The organism is Nakamurella sp. GG22 (assembly GCF_052976845.2).
This window is the reverse complement of the sequence record NZ_JBRIIO020000002.1, coordinates 323,585-340,898: the sequence shown is the minus strand read 5'-3', so window position 1 is coordinate 340,898 and position 17,314 is coordinate 323,585. Positions and strand designations below refer to the sequence as shown.

Sequence of the window (17,314 nt, the reverse complement as noted above, 5' to 3'; positions counted from 1 at the left end):
GATCGGGCCGAGAACGTCGGGGAACTGTTGGGCCATCTGGTCTTTGGCACCGGCGAGGTAGGCAGCGCCGATGGCGGGGGGTGGCGACCGTCGACAGCGCGGCGGGCACGGTCGACACGATCTCCCCTGTGACGGCCAGGACCATGCCGGTGATGGCGGCCCGGGCTGCCGACCAGGTAGGCATTTCGTGAGGTTGCCCCTCGCGACGGCGCACGGCGTGGCCGGCCTCCTGGGAGAACTGGTCTTTACGTCACATCCGGCCGTGCACCGGACCCGGTGTCGGGTGACCGGTTACCGGGCGACGGCTCTCTGACGGGGTGCCTCCGCATCGAGGCGCGAAGTGGGTTCGTGTCGCCGTCTCCCTTTACTCGGACAGTGCTGTCTGCTTTACTTACTCGGACAACACTGTCCATGATCGGAGATTCGTGATGACCGTCCATCTGCACGGCAAGCGTGGTGCCCCTGCGTCACCGATCGAGCGCGTACCGCGGCGGGGGGTGTTGTTGGCGGTGCTGGCGGTGGCTCAGCTGATGGTGATCCTGGACATTTCCGCGGTGAACGTGGCGCTGCCTGACCTCGCGGCCGATCTGGGTATCGCCGCCTCGGGCATCGGCTGGGCGATCACCAGTTATTCGCTGGTCTTCGGGAGCCTTCTGCTGCTGGGTGGGCGGGCCGCGGATGTGATCGGGCGGCGGCGGATGTTCCTGACCGGGCTTGCGGTGTTCACCGCGGCGTCGGTGATGACGGCCGTGTCCGCGGATGCGCCGGCCCTGTTCGCGGCCCGGGCAGGTCAGGGTCTGGGGGCGGCGATGCTGTCCCCGGCGGCGTTGTCGATTCTGATGACGGCCTTCAAGGGTGGTGACCGGACCCGGGCGTTGAGCGTCTGGGGTGCGGTCGGCGGTGCCGGTGCGGCGCTGGGTGTGCTGCTGGGTGGGGTGCTCACCGAGATAGTGGGCTGGCGGGCCATTTTCGCGATCAACGTTCCGATTGGTGTGCTGCTCGCGGTGGCGGCCGTGCGGGTGGTGCCCGCCGATGATTACCGGCCGCGGTGGGGTGGTCTTGACCTTCCCGGCGCCCTGATCGCCACGGCCGGGCTGGGTGCGGTGGTGTACGCGCTCTCGCAGGCATCGACGGTGGGGTGGTTGTCCGCGCAGACGTTGATGGTCGGCGGCGTCGGCCTGGCCGCGGTGGCCGTGTTCGTGGCGTGGGAACTGCGCGCCGGGCAACCGCTGTTGCGGGTGCAGCGACTGACGGACCGTGGCGTGGGAGGTGGGATGGTGATGATGCTGGCGGTGTCCGCGGTGTTGTTCGGGTCGTTCCTGCTCACGTCGGTGTATCTGCAGGAGGTCCTGGGGGCGTCGGCGTTGATGGCCGGTCTGGCGTTCCTGCCGATGGCCGCCGCGATCGGCGTGGGCGCCCACCTCGGCGGCCGGGCAATCGGTCACCTCGGGGTCCGCGTGCCGATGACCGTCGCATTGTTGGTGGCCGCGGGTGGCTTACTACTGCTGTCCAGGGTCGGGGAGTCCGGCGACTACGCCACCGGGGTGCTGCCCGGAATGCTGATCACCGGCATCGGGATCGGCGTTGCACTGGTCGGGGTCACCGCGTCGGTGCTGACCGGTGCCGCCGACGACGAGACCGGCATGCTGTCCGGGCTGAACACCACCGGGCATGAGATCGGCGGCTCGCTCGGCATTGCCGTCCTGGTCAGTGTGGCGGCCTCGGCCGGGGCGGCGACATCCATCGCCGGCGGACTGGGAGCCGGCTTCCTGACCGCAGCGGCCATCGCTGGCGGCGCAGGCATCATCTCGCTGATCGTGTTGCCCGCGCGGGCAACATTTCTGGCGTCGATCGGGGACGGTCACCGTGTCTCGATCCACTGACAGTGCCCGGCGTCCGGCGCCGCGTCGCCGGGCCGATGCCGAACGCAGCATGGCCGCGATCCTGGCCGCGGCACCCGACGTCCTCGCTGGAAACCCAGAGGCCAGCATGACCGAGATCGCCCGCCACGCCGGTGTTGTCAGGGCCACTGTGTACATGCACTTTCCTGACAGGCAGGCCCTGATCGACGCTGTCACCGCGAAGGCCGTCTCGGATGTCACGGCCGTCATCGAGCGAGCCGAACCGGACCGGGGCGACCCTGTGGAGGCTCTCGCCCGGGTGATCACGGCGGCGTGGAAGGCCATGGACCGGTTTCACGCCCTGGTCGGAATCAATACCCGCCGACCGTACGGAGAAATGCAGGACCAGCACCGGCTGGTGATGGACGCGTTGCGGCCCCTGATCGAGCGTGGCCAGGCGACCGGCCGGTTCCGGGCAGACGTGCCGGCCTCGTGGCACCTGGCGATGATCCTGGCCCTGGTCCACGGGGCAAGTGGGGAGATCCGCCGCGGTGCCATCGGTGAGAACCAGGCCCAGAGGGCCGTCCGGTCAAGTGTTCTGGGCGCCGTGACGGCACCACCGGAGGCGGCGGAGTCCCCGCCGAACCGGGACACCTGAGCGGACACCGGCCCGCAGCAATGGGAACCAATGGGTGCTGTGCTCGAGAATGAGCCGCCGACAGCCCATCTCATTCCCGGCGGGCCGGATTCATCTGGCTTCAGACGACGTCGATGACGCCCATCATGCCGTTGTCCTCGTGGTCGAGGATGTGGCAGTGGTAAACGGTGCGACCGGTGTAGGCGTCGAACGCGATCCGCACGCCGAGGCCGCCGAGTTGCAGTGCCCGCCGCCGGCTCAGGGGTGCACCGTCAGAGCCCCAGGGTGTGGAGACGTTCGGTGTACTCCTCTGAATTCATTTCGCCGCGCGCGTAACGCTCGTCCAGAATCTCTCGTACCCGGGTGCGTCCGCCGGCGTCTGTCGGCAGGGTGTCGGCTGTGCTGGGTCCGCGGTTGCCGCGGTTGGTCGCGGTGACGACCGCCCACACCGCCAGTCCGATCAGGACCAGAACACCGAGCATCATCAGGCCGCCGATGGCCCACATCCATGCGCCGCCGCCGTCGTGTTCGTAACCCAACATCGCATCGTCAACTCCCTCTACTGCTCCGAAACCAGCTGGGCCCATCTCTCAGCCTGCGGACGGCGCATGAAGCAGTCGCCACTGCTGGCATGAAGATTCGATGAAGGCGATGGCGCCCGAGGTCGGTCAAGTAGCGTTGAACCGGGGTGTTGAGCCGATGCTGCCGGCCCCCTCCTGCCGGTCAGCAGTCGTGATCCGGATGCCATCCGGAGAACCCGTGGTGCATCCCGGGGTTGTGGATGCCGTCGAATCCCATCATCTGCCTGCAGTCCCGGACGTGTTGCGCGAAGTCGGCTCCGGATCCTGCCGCGGTGGCGACGGCCGGGGATGCCAGTGCCAGCGCGGCGGTCGCCGCAACGACACCCGCTGCCTTGATGAGCGATTTTGCCATTGTCGGACTCTTCTCGGTCGGGTCGGATAGCGCGGCGAAGCAAAGCCTGACAGGTAAAAGGGGATGCCCGACAGGGACTTTCGACCCCAGGTGCGGCAACCAGTTGGCTTCGCGTGGCCCGCGGCCGCGACGCCCGACTGTTGTTGCCGGTCAGGCGCCGCGGTGCGTACGGGTCAATCACCTAGCGGCGGCCAGGTCGGCGCCATCAGGCTTTCCTCCCGCGTGTTGTGTCCGGGGCAGGTGCAGGGTGATCGCGGCGATGACGGCCCCGGCAGCGGCGATCAGTCCGGCGCCCAGGAACGCTCCGGAGAATCCGTCGGTGAGCGCAACGGGGCTGTCGATCTGGGCGGCGCCCAGGGAGGCGGCGACGGCGGTGATGGCGGCCAGTCCGAGGGCGGAGCCGAGTTGGTAGCTGGTGTTGACGATGCCGGCGGCCAGTCCGCCTTCTTCGGGTCGGGCGCTGGAGATGGCGGTGCCCAGGGAGGGGATGAAGGCCAGCGACATGCCCAGGGCGGCAACCAGTGAGGCGGGCAGCACGTCGACCCAGAAGTTGCCGTCGGGGCGGATGAAGGACAGGTAGACCAGGCCCGCGGCCAGCACGCCGAGGCCGGTGACGACCATCGCCTTCGTCCCGAACCGGGCGATCGCCTTGGGGGCCACGGTGATCATCCCGATCATGATCAGCAGGGTCATCGGCAGTAGCGCCGCGCCGCTGGGGAACGCGGTGTAGCCAAGGACCTGTTGCAGGTACAGGTTCAGGAAGAACCACATCGGGATCCACGCCGCACCCAGCAGGAACTGCGCGACGTTCGCCGCGGCGAGGTTCGGGGTACGGAAGATCGACAACCGGACCAGCGGGTGGGCGCGGCGGGCCTGGATGAGCACAAAGAGGCCGAGCAGAGCGACGGCCGCAGCCAGCACACCCCAGGTCTGCACCGTGTTCCAGCCGACCTCCGGGGCCCGGACGATGCCGTACACCGCGGCGCCGATGCCGGCGGTGACGGTGAGCGCACCCCACCCGTCGATGGTGCCGCGCCGTGCCCCGGTGCCTGCGGGCATCAGCCGCCCGGTGGCGGCGATGGCGACCAGGGCGATCGGGATGTTGATGAAGAACACCCACGGCCAGGACAGGTATTCGGTGATGACTCCGCCGAGGAACACTCCGGCGGTGCCGCCGGCGGGGGCCGCTGCCCCGTACAGGGCCAGCGCCTTGGTCAGCTCACGTGGCTGGGACCCGAACAGCATCATCAACAGGGTCAGCGCGGCGGGTGCGATGAGCGCGGCTCCGGCGCCCTGGATGGCCCGTCCGGCCAGTTCCACACCGACGGTGCCGGCCAGTCCGGCGACGGCGGACCCGACCAGCAGGACGGCCCAGCCGGTGGTGAAGATGCGGCGGGCGCCGAACAGGTCGGACAGTCGCCCGCCGAGCAGGAGAAGGCCGCCGAACGCGACGACGTAGGCGTTGAACACCCATGACAGGTTCTGTTGGGTGAAGCCGAGGTCGGCCTGCATCTGGGGCAGGGCGACCCCGATGATCGAGGTGTCCATGATGACCATGAACTGGGCGGCGGCGATGAGCCCGAGGGCCCACCACCGCCGGTTGGCGGGTGCTGATGGTGCGGACATGACGTACTCCTTACTGGTAGGGGGTACCGCTCGACGGCGCAGGAGGCGCCATTCGAATGTGGAGGGGTGATGACAGGGACCGCGGCGAACAGCGGTGCCGATGGAGGCCGTCGGGGACTGGGTGTGGCGGGTAGGGCTCCCTCGGCAGCTGTCGAGGTGAGCGTTGCCGCCTGCTCTGTCCGAACGCTGTTCCGCCGCTGTCTTCCGCCGCACAGCAGGACAGGGCCGCATCGTGGCCGCGGGATCCGCGGTGGGCGACGACACGGCCCAGCTCCGCCAGGCGCCCGATTCCCCTGCGGCGTTGCAGTGGTGCGTTGCCCCCGGTTGCTGGGACTGCCAGGATCATCGGTGGGTCACTCTGCTGACCCGTGAGGCGGTCGGTGCGGCCATGCACCTGTCCCTGCTGGGACCGTTCGAGATGGTGGGCGACTCCGGCCCAATTCGGCTGGCCGGGCGGGGTGAACGCGCCCTGGTGACGCTCCTGGCGTTGTCCCCTGGCCGGGTGGTCGCCGACACCATGCTCATCGAGCAGTTGTGGTCGGACGGGGATCAACCGGCGGACCCGGCGAACGCACTGCAGACCCGGGTATCCAAGGCGCGTCGCGCGCTGGCCGCGTCCGGCAGCGGGGAGCTCCTCACCCGGCAGGCCGCCGGGTACCGCCTGCAGGTGGACCCGGCCTTTGTGGACCTGCACCGCTTCACCGCGTCGATCGACCGGGCTCGCCGCGCCGGGGCCGCGGACGAGGCGATCCGCCTTTATGACGCGGCGCTGTCGGAGTGGCGGGCAGAGCCGTTCGTCGACTTCGCGGGCCAACCGTGGGCTGCGGTGGAGACCACCAGACTGGTCGAGTTGCGGCTCGCGGCCATCGCCGAGCGCGCCGAACGGATGCTGACCCTTGGCCGCTACGAGGAACTGGTCGCCGACCTGGAACCGGTGGTCGCCGGGGCGCCGACCCGGGAGCGGCTCGTCGGGCAGCTGATGACCGCGCTGTTCAACGCCGGCCGGCAGGCCGACGCCTTGGAGGTCTACGCCCGGACTCGGCAGGTGTTGGCCGACGAGTTGGGTCTGGACCCGTCCCGGGAACTGCGCGGCCTGATGGAACAGATCCTGCGTCAGGACAGCGCCATCACCCCGGCCCCGGCATCCCCCGGCACCGTCCGTCGGGCGGATCCGGCCGTTGGGGGGCAGGGAAACCTGCCGCTGCGGCTGACATCGTTTGTCGGCCGGGACGGCAATCTGGATCGGGTGCTGCAGGCGCTGCGAGGGGCTCGGTTGGTGACCCTGGCGGGTCCGGGCGGCGCGGGGAAGACATCGCTGGGTGTGGAGGCGGCCCGGCGGACCGGGCCTGACTTCGCCGATGGCGTGTGGCTGGTGCGGCTGGCATCGGTGACCGAACCGGAGATGCTAGTCCACGGGTTCGCGGACGGGCTGGGATTGAGCATCGAGGGCGGAACGGTGGCCCATCGGCCGCGGGACGTCCTCGTCGGTCGGCTGACCGGCCGGGACATGCTGATCGTGCTGGACAACTGCGAACACCTCATCGAGCCGGTCGCCGGGCTGGTGCAGGCGATTCTGGAGCGTTGCCCGCAGGTGCGGATCCTGGCGACCAGCCGCGAGGCGCTCGCCGTGCCCGGCGAAGTCCAACTCGCGGTCGCGCCGCTGGCGGTCCCGTCCGAAACCAGCTCGTCGGAGAGTGTCCTGGAGTTCCCCGCGGCCAGGCTGTTCCTTGACCGTGCGGCCGCGGTGCGCCCGGATCTGACCGTGGACGGGCCCGTTCTCGATGCGGTCGCCGTGATCTGCCGTCGGCTCGACGGCATTCCCCTTGCTCTGGAGCTGGCGGCCGCCAGGCTGGCCGGACTGCAGCCGCTCGAGTTGGCCGACCGGGTGCGGGACCGCTTCGCGGTGCTGACCTCTGGCGACCGCACGGCCGAAGCGCGACAACGGACACTGCGCAGTGCGGTGGACTGGAGCCACGACCTGCTCACGCAGCAGGAGCGGCTGTTGTTCCGCCGACTGGCGGTCTTCCGCGGCGGGTGGACCCTGACCGCGGCAGAAGAAGTCGTGACCGACACCGAGCTGCCCGCTGAGCAGGTGATGGAGCTGCTGGAGCGGCTGGTTCGGCAATCGCTCGTCGTTGCCGACCAGTCCGGCGGACACACCAGGTACCGCATGCTGGAGACGCTCCGGCAATACGCCACCATCAAGCTCGCCGACGCTCGCGAAACGGTAGCGATGGACGCGTCGCACGCCGCCTACTTCCTGGCCACGGGCGAACGGGCCGAGGCCGGATTGCGCGGCTCGGCCCAGGCCCGGTGGTTGACGACGCTGCGGACGGAACACGCCAACCTGCGGGCGGCGCTGAACTGGATGGTGGCCACCGACGGGCAGACCGATCAAGCACAGCGACTGGCCGGGTCGCTGGGCCTGTACTGGCATCTGGGTCGTCACCTGGAGGGGCGCGAGGTGCTGCGCCGGGTGATCGCCCTACCCGGCGGTTCCCCGCACTCTCGAGCCCGGGCACTGCAAGCCGTGTCGCTGGTCGAACGTCCCCGCGCGTGCCTCGTGCACCCGAGCGCGCAGTGCGCCGCCGCCGCGCGGGAGAGCCTGCACGTCTTCCATCTCGTCGGGGACCGCGCCGGGCCGCATTCTCCGAGCTGCTGCTCGCCGTCGAAGCCATCAGCGGCGGCGCCCACCCCGACGCCGACGCGGCCCTGGAGCACGCCGACCGTGAATTCACTGCGCTCGGCGATGCCTGGGGCCGTGCCGTCGCCGCGTTCGTCCGAATGGAAAAGCTCACCTACCACTCAGACCTCGCGAGCGTCCGTACCGCGGCCGCCGACGCCACCGCGAGGTTCCGCGCTCTTGACGACGGGTGGGGGCTGTCCGCGGTGCTGTATCACTTCGGCTGGGCCCTGACCCGCTTCGGAGTACCGGCCGACGCCGTCCCGGTACTGCAGGAAGCCATCGACGTCGCCAACGCGGCCGGTGTGTACAACACCGCGCAATGGGCCACCGCCGACCTCGGCCTCGCCCTGCTGACCCTGGGCCGGGTGGACGAAGCCGCCGCCCACTTCACCCGCGCCGGCGCCGCACGGGATCAGGTGGGCGATGACGCCGGCACCATCCTGCACACCTACGGCCAGGCGGTCCTGGCCTCCCAACGCGGCGACCACCCCGAGGCCCGTACCCTTTTCGTCCGCGCCCATGACGGATTCCAACGGCTCGGCGTCTCCGCCCCAACCGGGCTGGCATTGGCCGGAATCGCCAGCACCGACGAACATCTCGGTGACACCGGAGCCGCACAGGACGGGTACCAACGGCTGTTGCAGCACGCCGAATTCTCCGGAGAAATGGGGTTGATGGCCGCCGCTCTGGAGGGTCTGGCCCGCGCCGCCCTGACCGACCGTCAACCTGAACGCGCTGCCCAGCTGCTGGCCCGGGCCGCGGCAGTCCGGGACACCTACGATCGTCCCGCCACGCCGGATGAGGCGGACGCCGCCGCTGCGACGACCGCCGCGGTCAAACGAGCGCTGGCCGAAACAGCCTAGGCGCGAGGTGGAAGTGGCCGCCGGGTCAGCCGCTGAAAGATTCAGGTGGGTAACCGGCCTGCACCAACGCTGCCCGGACCTGCTGGGCGTCGACCGGTCCGCGGACCACCACCCACCCGGCCGGACCGTCCACCTCGACCGACTCCACCCCGGAGACATCCCGCAGCCGGGCGGACACCACGCGGACGGCGTGCCGACAGGTCAGACCCGGCACGCGCATCGTCAGCGCCACTGTTGCCCTCCCCGTGTCACGGTCGAATGCCCGTGAGTCTGCCGCGGAGCACTGTCGTCCCACTGTCCCCGGATGCCGCCGCCGCCCCGACCCGGGCAGCACATCGACAGCGCCCGGACAGGACGGCACGCCACTGTTGGAACACAGCACCACCGAATACCGCCACATCCCCGCCAAGTGATGCGTTGACCGATGCCCGGCCAGCGCGGTGAGGGATGAGGCCCGCACGACCGCCATCCCTGCCGCACCCGATGCCCGGATGCCGATGGCGGAACAACCGGCACGTGCCATCGGTAACCGGGACGGCCGCCACCGAACCAGCGGTCTCAACGGCACGATCGCAACCGTTCGAGTCGTGGATCCCGGTTGCGGACGTTACCCTAGGGGGGTATGGTGAGCGAAATACCCTCGGCAGGTATGACCGTCGAGGGCTCGAACGAGGGACCCGAAGCAGACAAGGACTCCGATGACCGCCGCGACCCATGAGCATGCGAGCCCGCACGGGTACATCCACCGCAAGGACGACTACCTGAAACGGTTGCGCCGCATCGAGGGTCAGGCGCGTGGTCTGCAGAAGATGGTGGAGGACGAGAAGTACTGCATCGACATCCTCACCCAGGTCTCCGCAATGACCAAGGCGCTGCAGTCGGTGGCGTTGGGTCTGCTGGACGAGCACCTGAGCCACTGCGTGGTCCAGGCCGCCCAGACCGGTGGTCCGGAGGCTGACGAGAAGATCCGTGAGGCCTCGGAGGCCATCGCCCGGCTGGTCCGGTCCTGAGCAGCGCGCGTCCGCAGGACCCACCAGGGCCCTGCGGCCGCACTTCCGACCAGTCGAGTCGGCCACCTGCGCCACGTTCGACCTTTGGCGCTCCCCACATCCACAGCTGACCGACCGACCCTTCCTGGTGGTCAGCGCCACGGGAGGAATCCACGATGAACACCGCTCTGAAGATCGGCGGCTACACCCTCGGGCTGCTGGCCGTTTTCGGCGCAGCCGTCGGAATCGGTGCGGCCGTCACACCTACCGCCACCAGTGCCGCAACCTCGTCGCCAACTCCCGAGGATCACTCCGACATGTCTGCGATGACCACGCCGGCCGCCGCCGGTGATGTGTCGCTGCCTGGTGGGCTGATGGTGTCCCAGGACGGGTACACCCTCACGCTGGCCGACCCGTCGTTGCCGACTGGACCGACGGTTCCGTTGCGCTTCCAGATCCTGGGCCCGGACGGGAACCCGGTGACCGGGTACCAGACCGCGCATGACAAGGATCTGCACCTGATAGTCGTCCGCCGCGACCTGTCCGGGTTCCAACACGTGCATCCCACCCTGGCGCCGGACGGCACGTGGAGCGTGCCGGTGGACCTGTCCGCGGCCGGGCAGTACCGGGTCTTCGCCGACTTCGCCCCGACCGGGCGCGAGGGCGGACTCGTCCTTGGCGCCGATCTCGCTGTGTCCGGCACGTACGAGCCGGTACCGCTGCCCGAACCGGTCGCCACGACGCAGGTCGTGGACGGCTACGAGGTCACATTGGCAGGCAACCTGACAGCCGGCCAGGAATCGGAGCTGACCCTGACCGTCAGCAAGGACGGTGTCCCGGTCACCGATCTGCAGCCGTACCTCGGCGCCTACGGGCATCTGGTCGCCCTCCGGTCCGGGGACCTTGCATACCTGCACGTGCACCCCGCCGGCGAACCCGGCGACGGGGTCACACCAGCCGGCCCCGGTATCACCTTCTACGCCACCGCCCCGTCCTCGGGGGATTACCGGTTGTTCTTGGATTTTCAGCACAACGGGGTGGTCCGGACGGCCGAGTTCACCGTGCAGACCGGTGAAACCGCCCGCCCCGCAACGTCTCCGAGCAACCCGGCCACCGCTGCAACCAGCACGGTTCCTGCCGCCCAGACCCAAACCGACACCAGCCACGACGACACCGAGACCGGCAGCCACGGGCACTGAGCCCACAGATACCCCCCAGGGGTTTACAACGACACCCCGGGGGGGTATAACTGTCAACAGGGATTTTGAAGGGAGTCGTCCGATGTGCACTCGCTGAGTCGATGCCGATTCGATGCCTGACCGTCCGACGGCACACGCTCTCGGACGCCCGGCACAACCCACATTTAATGATCAATCACCAACCTTTGGAGGACCTGATGAGCACCACCACCACGTATTCGGTGACCGGTATGACCTGCTCGCATTGTGTCGCGGCGGTGACCGAGGAGGTTGCCCGCCTGGACGGCGTCAGCGCGGTCGATGTCGACCTCAACGCCGGCGGTGATTCCCGGGTGACGGTGACCAGCACGGCGCCACTGCCGATCGAGGCAGTCCGTGACGCGGTCGACGAGGCCGGTTACACCCTCGCTTCCTGACAACCCGCCACCAGCGATCCACGCGGTTCGGGCAGCACATTTCAAGGAGGTTCGAGGCATGACGCAGCAAACGGTCGACCTGCAGATCGGTGGGATGACGTGCGCGTCGTGCGCGTCGCGGATCGAGAAGAAGCTCAACCGGATGCCCGGTGTGCAGGCCAGCGTGAACTACGCCACCGAGAAGGCGCACGTGGTGTTGCCGGCGGGCACCGACGTGGCCGCGGCAATCGCCACCGTCGAGGCGACCGGCTACACCGCTGCCCTGCCCGAGCCCCCGCAATCGTCACCTGCACCGGGTTCGAACCAGCCGGCGGAGGACCCCGAGGTCGCGTCGCTGCGCCGCCGGTTGGTCATCTCCACGGTGCTCACGGTTCCTGTGCTGGTGCTGGCGATGGTTGCCCCGGTGCAGTTCGACAACTGGCAGTGGCTGTCCCTGACCCTCGCCGCACCGGTCGTGGTGTGGGGGGCGTGGCCGTTCCACCGCGCCGCGTGGATCAACCTGCGGCACGGCGCGGCGACGATGGACACGTTGATCAGCGTCGGTGTGCTTGCCGCGTTCGGTTGGTCGCTGTACGCGTTGTTCTTCGGAGACGCCGGCATGCCCGGCATGCGGATGACGTTCCGGCTGCTCCCGGAGCCGGGTTCCGGCGCGGACGAGATCTATCTGGAGGTCGCCGCCGCGGTCACCGTGTTCATCCTGGCCGGCCGGTACTTCGAGGCCCGCGCAAAGAAGCAGTCCGGCGCCGCGCTGCGGGCACTCATGGACATGGGCGCGAAAGACGTTGCGGTGCAGCGGGACGGCCGCGAGCAGCGGGTACCCGTCGATCAACTCCTTGTCGGGGACCAGTTCGTGGTTCGGCCGGGGGAGAAGATCGCCACCGACGGCGTCGTGCTCGACGGCGCGTCCGCAGTGGACGCCAGCCTGCTGACCGGTGAACCCGTGCCGGTCGAGGTCGGCCCCGGCGACGAGGTCACCGGCGCCACCGTCAACGCCGGCGGGCGGCTCGTGATCCGGGCCACCCGGGTCGGTTCGGACACCCAGCTCGCGCAGATGGCCCGGCTCGTCGAGGCGGCGCAGTCCGGGAAGGCCCCGGTTCAGCGGTTGGCCGACCGGGTGTCCGCGGTGTTCGTGCCCATCGTGATCGCCCTCGCCGTGGCCACCCTCGGGTTCTGGCTGGGCAGCGGTGCGGGCGCCGAGGCGGCGTTCACCGCCGCCGTTGCCGTGTTGATCATCGCCTGCCCCTGCGCCCTCGGGCTGGCTACGCCGACCGCATTGCTGGTGGGCACCGGACGCGGTGCGCAACTGGGCATCCTCATCAAAGGCCCGCAGATCCTGGAGTCCACCCGCAGGGTCGACACCATCGTGCTGGACAAGACCGGAACCGTCACCACCGGCAAGATGAAACTGCTCGACGTGATCCCCGCGGACGGCACCGACGACGCCGAACTGCTGCGGTTGGCAGGTGCCCTGGAGGACGCCTCCGAACACCCGGTCGCTGCGGCTGTCGCCGACGGCGCCCGGGAACGGGTGGGAGAGTTGCCCGCGGTGGAATCCTTCGCGTCCACTCAGGGCCTGGGTGTGCACGGAGTGGTGGACGGTCACGCCGTTGCGGCCGGTCGGGTGTCCTGGCTCGCGCAGGAATGGGCCCAACCGCTGGACACCGACCTGGACCAGGCGCGGCGGGCCGCGGAGTTCGCGGGCCGGACGGTCATCGCCGTCGGTTGGGACGGCGCCGCCAGGGGCCTGCTCATCGTCGCCGACACGGTCAAACCGACCAGTGCGCAGGCGATTTCGGAACTCAAGGAGCTCGGCCTGCGACCGGTCCTGCTGACCGGGGACAACGCGTCCGCCGCCGCGGCGATCGCGGCGGAGGTGGGCATCGACCCGGTGGACGTCATCGCGGAGGTGCTGCCCTCTGAAAAGGTGCGCAAGGTCTCCAATTTGCAGGACCAGGGCCGGGTGGTGGCGATGGTCGGTGACGGGGTGAATGACGCTGCCGCCCTGGCGCAGTCGGACCTGGGTATCGCGATGGGCACGGGCACCGACGTGGCGATCGAGGCCTCGGACCTCACCTTGGTCCGCGGTGACCTGCGGGCGGCGGTGGACGCGATCCGGCTGTCCCGACGCACCCTGGGCACGATCAAGGGCAACCTGTTCTGGGCGTTCGCCTACAACGTGGCCGCCCTGCCGCTGGCGATGGCCGGCCTGCTGAACCCGCTGATCGCCGGCGCCGCGATGGCGTTCTCCTCGGTGTTCGTCGTCTCCAACAGCCTGCGGCTGCGCCGGTTCCGTGCGGTTTCCGTGCAACCCGCGACAGGACCGGTCGAGGCACCCGCGCACACCGCCGTCCCGGCCGCCGCGCGCTGACCGGACCGCGACCTGACCCACCGACATACGGAAGGGAATCAGTCATGACGAGCAACGAAACCACCGCGGTCCTCGAGGTGTCCGGGGTGCACTGGGCCTCCTCCAAGGCCGTCACCGAAGCGGTCCTGGGCCGCCGGCCCGGGGTGACGGCGGTGGAGGCGAACCCGGTGTCGCAGACCGCGACCGTGACCTACGACCCGGCCCGCACGAATGTGGTCGAGCTGGCCGGCTGGGTGCGGGACTGCGGGTATCACTGCGCCGGGCAGTCCGTCCCGGACCACGTCTGCGACCCGCTCACCGAACCCGGCGGCCACCACGACCACACCGCCGATACCGCCGACCTCGAGGCGCATCCCGCCCCGGTCACCGGTCACGAACCGGCACACGGCCGGCACGACGGTGGGCATCACGGCGGGATGGCGATGGACGACATGGTCCGCGACATGCGGAACCGGTTCCTGGTCGCGGCGGTGTTGTCGGTTCCGGTGCTGCTGTGGTCTCCGATCGGCCGGGAAGTACTCGGGTTCACCGTGCCGGCACCGTTCGGGCTGCGGGATGACGTGTTCTCGTTGCTGCTGTCCCTGCCGGTGATCTTCTACTCGGCGTGGATCTTCTTCGACGGCGCCTACCGGGCGCTGATGGCCCGGACGTTGGACATGATGGTGCTGGTCGCGGTCGGGGTCGGCGCCGGCTGGCTCTACAGCGTCGGGGTCACCCTCACCGGTGGCGGTGAAGTTTTCTATGAGGCCGCAACGGTTCTCACCGCGTTCGTGCTGCTCGGGCACTGGTTCGAGATGCGGGCCCGGGGCGGTGCCAACGACGCCATCCGTTCCCTTCTCGAGCTCGCGCCGCCGAGGGCCACTGTCCTGCGCGGTGACCAGGAGATCGAGATTCCTACCGATCAGGTTCAGGTGGGTGACCTGCTGCTGGTTCGTCCCGGTTCGAAGATCCCCGTCGACGGCGACGTCGAGGCGGGGGAGTCGGAGGTCGACGAGTCGATGGTCACCGGTGAGTCCCTGCCGGTCGCGAAAACCCCTGGCGGGCGGGTGATCGGTGCGTCGGTGAACATCTCCGGGACACTGCGGGTGCGGGCCACCAAGGTGGGCGCCGACACCGCCCTCGCGCAGATCGTGGCCCTGGTGCAGGAGGCGCAGAACTCCAAGGCCCCGGGGCAGCGGCTCGCCGACCGGGCCGCGTTCTGGTTGGTGCTCGTCGCGCTCATCGGCGGCGGCCTGACCTTCGCGGTGTGGATGCTCACCGGTGCCGGGGTGCAGACCGCGTTGCTGTTCGCGATCACCGTCGTGGTGATCACCTGCCCGGATGCGCTCGGCTTGGCCACGCCGACGGCGATCATGGTCGGCACCGGTCTCGGCGCGAAACGTGGAGTGTTGTTCAAGAACGCCACCGCGCTGGAAACCTCGGCCCGGATCGACACCGTGGTGATGGACAAGACCGGCACCCTGACCAAGGGCGAACCCGAGGTCACCGACGTGGTCCTCGACGCCGGCTCCCCGTTCAATAAGCGGGAAGTGTTGGCGTTGACCGCCGCGGTGGAACGCGAATCCGAACATCCGCTGGCCGCGGCCGTTGTTCGGCATGCCGACCAGTCCGGCGCAGAGCGGTTGTCGGCCAACGGGTTCCGCAGCGTCGCCGGGCATGGCGCCGCCGCCACCGTGGACGGGCACCGGGTGATCGTCGGCAACCGGAAACTCATGGTGGACGAGCAGATCGACCTCGGGTCGCTGGTCGCGCGGCGTGACGAGCTCGCGGCGACCGGCCGCACCGCGGTGTTCGTCGCCGTCGACGGCCGCGCCACCTCCGTGATCGCCATGGCGGACGCACCCAGGCCCACGGCCGCCTCTGCCGTTGCCGCCCTGCACGACACCGGGGTCCGGGTCGTCATGCTCACCGGGGACAACGAGGCCACCGCCCGAAGGATCGCCGACCACCTCGGCATCGACGAGGTCATCGCCGAGGTACTCCCGGGGGACAAGGCCGCGCAGGTGAAGGCGCTGCAAGCCGCGGGCCACCGGGTGGCGATGGTCGGGGACGGGGTGAACGACGCCCCCGCCCTTGCGCAGGCCGATGTCGGGATCGCGATCGGCGCGGGCACCGACGTCGCCATCGAGACCGCCGACATTGTGCTGATGCGCTCGGACCCGCTCGATGTTCCGGTTGCGTTGCGGGTCGGCCGGGGCACTCTGCGGAAGATGCGGCAGAATTTGGGCTGGGCCATCGGGTACAACGCGATCGCGCTGCCCATCGCCGCCGGGGTGTTCGAACCCGCCTTCGGGCTGGTGCTGCGCCCGGAAATCGCGGCGCTGACCATGTCCGGGTCCAGCCTGATCGTCGCGGTCAACGCCCTGCTGCTCAAGCGACTGGCGCTGCCCGCCGCGCCCGCACCGGCGTATCCGACCCGCACAGACCAGCCCGCAACGTCACCGGTGTGAGTCCGGTGTTGCGAGCGGGCCTGCGACGACCTCTTAGTCCGGATCGGGTAGGGCGAGCTACGCGACCAACGGAGATGCGACAACATGCACGGACACTGTGGCTTTCCCCGTCCCGAAGACCGCCGGCCCCGACCACACCAGCGCACGCACCCGGAGTCAACAATGACTGACCCGCAACTGTTGGCATCGCTCGCCCGACTGGAGTCCAAGGGGCCGGAGTTCGGCGGCTTCCTCGCCAACCACGGACCTATGACGGTGGAGGCGCTGACCCACGTCGGAGGCACCGCCGCGATCGAGCGTTGGCTCGACGGCTACCTACCTCAATTGGATGACGCACCTGCGCCCGGGTCAGCTGTGAACGACTCGACATGGCGCGAGCGACTCGGGGACGAGCGGCTGCTGGGCGACTGGACCGGATACATGCTCCGTCAGGCCGAGGAAATGCCCTGGCAGGAGCTGCTCACCATCTGGTGGCCGCGGCTCCTGGAGGGGATGGCTGCCAGCGCTACCCACGGCATGATCCGGACGGCGCACGCCGTCCGCACGTTGCGCGACGCTGGTCCCGATCCCGACCCGTTGCTCTACGAGGAGCTAGCTCGCGGCCTTGGCCTGTGGGCCGCCCGTTTCGATCCTGTCCCCCTCCCGACACAGGTGCCGCCGCACCTGCACGCTGTCGGAGCCTTGGCCGCGCTGCCCCGACTTGCCCCTGACATCCCCGCCCGTGGAGTCGGCATCAACGGCCGGTTGCAGGCGCTGGTCGAGCTGCCGGACCTCCCGGACCACCTGGCCGCATGGGCGGCCCCACGGTCGACCGACGATGCGTTAACCGAGCTCGTCGGCGCAGCCGCCCGAGTCCTGGCCGCCCGCCCCGACGCGCCCATCCCGTTCTGCCACACGGTGACGGCACCGGCAGCGACTCGTCTGGTTCTTCCACTGCTATCCGACGAGGTCGCCAGGCGGACCGTGCAAGTGTCCTGGCGCGTCGTCGGCTCCTTGGTCTCCGCATTCGGCGATCCGCGCCACCCCGAGGAAGCCGCCGCCGCGTCGGTACCGGAGGCTGAGGTCCCGCGACTCCTCGAGCGTCTCCCAGCCGCCGCGGTCGCCCACGGCGACGAGCATGTCATCAAGCTGACCGAGGCGGCGCTTCGCGAATACGACCTCGGCCACGACCCCACGCTGCTCGTGGCGGCCGACAGGTTCCGTGGGCGGATGCCAATTCGGTGACAGCGTAAAGCCCTAAGTGTCTCGCCCACGGCGGGAAGAGCTCGCCGCCACGGGTCGAACCGCGATCGTTGTCGCCGTTGAC

Annotated in this window: 14 protein-coding genes and 1 pseudogene; 10 read left to right on the top strand and 5 right to left on the bottom strand. The window is 69.6% G+C overall.

Going from position 1 to position 17,314, the window contains the following annotated elements; genetic code table 11:
* Positions 1-428: 428 nt before the first annotated feature.
* The gene (locus ACVBEQ_RS03895) at positions 429-1,883 is read left to right on the top strand and encodes an MFS transporter (RefSeq protein WP_447152104.1); all 1,455 of its coding nucleotides are present in this window, start codon (positions 429-431) and stop codon (positions 1,881-1,883) included.
* Complete coding sequence (locus ACVBEQ_RS03890; protein ID WP_447152103.1) at positions 1,867-2,499, top strand: TetR/AcrR family transcriptional regulator; 633 nt, start codon at positions 1,867-1,869, stop codon at positions 2,497-2,499. Before ACVBEQ_RS03895 ends, ACVBEQ_RS03890 begins: the two co-directional genes overlap by 17 nt.
* A 100-nt stretch (positions 2,500-2,599) precedes the next feature.
* On the opposite strand, the pseudogene ACVBEQ_RS03885 reads toward ACVBEQ_RS03890, so the two are convergent.
* The 4 genes and pseudogenes from ACVBEQ_RS03885 to ACVBEQ_RS03870 form a co-directional block, all read right to left on the bottom strand.
* Positions 2,600-2,707 (bottom strand): annotated as a pseudogene (locus ACVBEQ_RS03885) (multicopper oxidase domain-containing protein); the annotation flags it as partial.
* A 43-nt stretch (positions 2,708-2,750) separates the two neighbouring features.
* Positions 2,751-3,020 (bottom strand): SHOCT domain-containing protein, encoded by a 270-nt coding sequence (locus tag ACVBEQ_RS03880; protein WP_447152102.1) that lies wholly within the window; start codon positions 3,018-3,020, stop codon positions 2,751-2,753.
* A gap of 181 nt (positions 3,021-3,201) precedes the next feature.
* Positions 3,202-3,411: a hypothetical protein gene (locus ACVBEQ_RS03875; protein WP_447152101.1), complete on the bottom strand. Its 210-nt coding sequence runs from the start codon at positions 3,409-3,411 to the stop codon at positions 3,202-3,204.
* A 177-nt stretch (positions 3,412-3,588) separates the two neighbouring features.
* The gene (locus ACVBEQ_RS03870) at positions 3,589-5,037 is read right to left on the bottom strand and encodes an MFS transporter (protein ID WP_447152100.1); all 1,449 of its coding nucleotides are present in this window, start codon (positions 5,035-5,037) and stop codon (positions 3,589-3,591) included.
* Between the two features lie 250 nt (positions 5,038-5,287).
* Between ACVBEQ_RS03870 and ACVBEQ_RS03865 the strand changes: the two genes are divergently transcribed.
* Positions 5,288-7,954 (top strand): AfsR/SARP family transcriptional regulator, encoded by a 2,667-nt coding sequence (locus ACVBEQ_RS03865; protein ID WP_447152099.1) that lies wholly within the window; start codon positions 5,288-5,290, stop codon positions 7,952-7,954.
* The gene (locus ACVBEQ_RS03860) at positions 7,927-8,586 is read left to right on the top strand and encodes a tetratricopeptide repeat protein (RefSeq protein WP_447152098.1); all 660 of its coding nucleotides are present in this window, start codon (positions 7,927-7,929) and stop codon (positions 8,584-8,586) included. The genes ACVBEQ_RS03865 and ACVBEQ_RS03860 overlap by 28 nt, the downstream gene beginning before the upstream one ends.
* A 25-nt stretch (positions 8,587-8,611) precedes the next feature.
* On the opposite strand, the gene ACVBEQ_RS03855 is transcribed toward ACVBEQ_RS03860, so the two are convergent.
* A complete protein-coding gene (locus ACVBEQ_RS03855; protein WP_447152097.1) occupies positions 8,612-8,818 on the bottom strand; it encodes a heavy-metal-associated domain-containing protein in 207 nt (68 codons plus the stop codon).
* Between the two features lie 466 nt (positions 8,819-9,284).
* On the opposite strand from ACVBEQ_RS03855, the gene ACVBEQ_RS03850 reads away from it, so the two are divergent.
* From ACVBEQ_RS03850 to ACVBEQ_RS03825, 6 genes are all read left to right on the top strand, one after another.
* The gene (locus tag ACVBEQ_RS03850) at positions 9,285-9,596 is read left to right on the top strand and encodes a metal-sensitive transcriptional regulator (protein WP_447152096.1); all 312 of its coding nucleotides are present in this window, start codon (positions 9,285-9,287) and stop codon (positions 9,594-9,596) included.
* 155 nt (positions 9,597-9,751) lie between these two features.
* Positions 9,752-10,774 carry a hypothetical protein gene (locus tag ACVBEQ_RS03845; protein WP_447152095.1) on the top strand — a complete coding sequence of 341 codons (1,023 nt, stop codon included), beginning with the start codon at positions 9,752-9,754 and terminating at the stop codon, positions 10,772-10,774.
* 197 nt (positions 10,775-10,971) lie between these two features.
* Positions 10,972-11,190 (top strand): heavy-metal-associated domain-containing protein, encoded by a 219-nt coding sequence (locus ACVBEQ_RS03840; RefSeq protein WP_447152094.1) that lies wholly within the window; start codon positions 10,972-10,974, stop codon positions 11,188-11,190.
* Positions 11,191-11,248: 58 nt separating this feature from the next.
* Positions 11,249-13,558: a heavy metal translocating P-type ATPase gene (locus ACVBEQ_RS03835; RefSeq protein WP_447152093.1), complete on the top strand. Its 2,310-nt coding sequence runs from the start codon at positions 11,249-11,251 to the stop codon at positions 13,556-13,558.
* A 44-nt stretch (positions 13,559-13,602) separates the two neighbouring features.
* Positions 13,603-16,008, top strand: a complete 2,406-nt coding sequence (locus tag ACVBEQ_RS03830; protein ID WP_447152092.1) for a heavy metal translocating P-type ATPase — start codon at positions 13,603-13,605, stop codon at positions 16,006-16,008.
* Between the two features lie 162 nt (positions 16,009-16,170).
* Positions 16,171-17,232, top strand: coding sequence for a questin oxidase family protein (locus ACVBEQ_RS03825; protein WP_447152091.1), 1,062 nt, complete (start codon positions 16,171-16,173; stop codon positions 17,230-17,232).
* Positions 17,233-17,314 lie beyond the last annotated feature (82 nt).